Below are 569 nucleotides of genomic sequence, written 5' to 3' on the forward strand. Positions count from 1 at the left end.
GGCCGGTACTACGAGGATCTCAGCGACGACGAGAAAACCGCGATGAGCGAAAGCTACATCCAAGCCGCTGGGTCGGCGCAGGCGATGTCGGTCGAGATGCGGTTTCCCATCGACGGTGTTCATCGCCTGTTCGTCGTCGGCCGACCCGGCCCCCGTCATGGCGAACCCACTGTCGAGATCCCGTTCTTCAGCGGCAAACGCTCCCTCACCGTGTACCCCGAAGAGGTGTTCACCGCCGACGACGCGACGCAGTTGTTCTTCGAGTGGGCCACCACAGGAGACATCGACCGCACGAAGCACCACCTCCGCGAATACGACCTCGACGCCTTCTACCGAACCTGAGACCAGCCTGCTTCACGCGAACGATCGGCCGCGGACGTCGCCCTCATGGCCGAGGAGCTGCAATGCCCGAACTCGGTGTCGATGAATATCGCTGCTCGTACGCTGCTCCGGTGCGGTGGGCTTGGCGGAAGTCATCGAGCATTTGGGTTCGTCGATATGAGAGCCCATGCACGCGAACAGGTATGCGGAGTACTCGAAGAGTTGCATTGCACGACAGCAAGGCCCCC

1 protein-coding gene and 1 pseudogene are annotated in these 569 nt (G+C 62.0%); one reads left to right on the forward strand and one right to left on the reverse strand.

Translation table 11 applies throughout. The features are described from left to right. Positions 1-342 (forward strand): annotated as a pseudogene (locus tag RHBS_RS28485) (hypothetical protein); the annotation flags it as partial. A gap of 12 nt (positions 343-354) precedes the next feature. Here the strand turns inward: RHBS_RS28485 and RHBS_RS29925 are convergent. Beyond that, positions 355-569: hypothetical protein (locus RHBS_RS29925; RefSeq protein WP_236745436.1), on the reverse strand; the 215-nt coding region annotated here is incomplete at its 5' end.

The organism is Rhodococcus sp. BS-15, assembly GCF_000813105.1.
Lineage (GTDB): Bacteria > Actinomycetota > Actinomycetes > Mycobacteriales > Mycobacteriaceae > Rhodococcoides.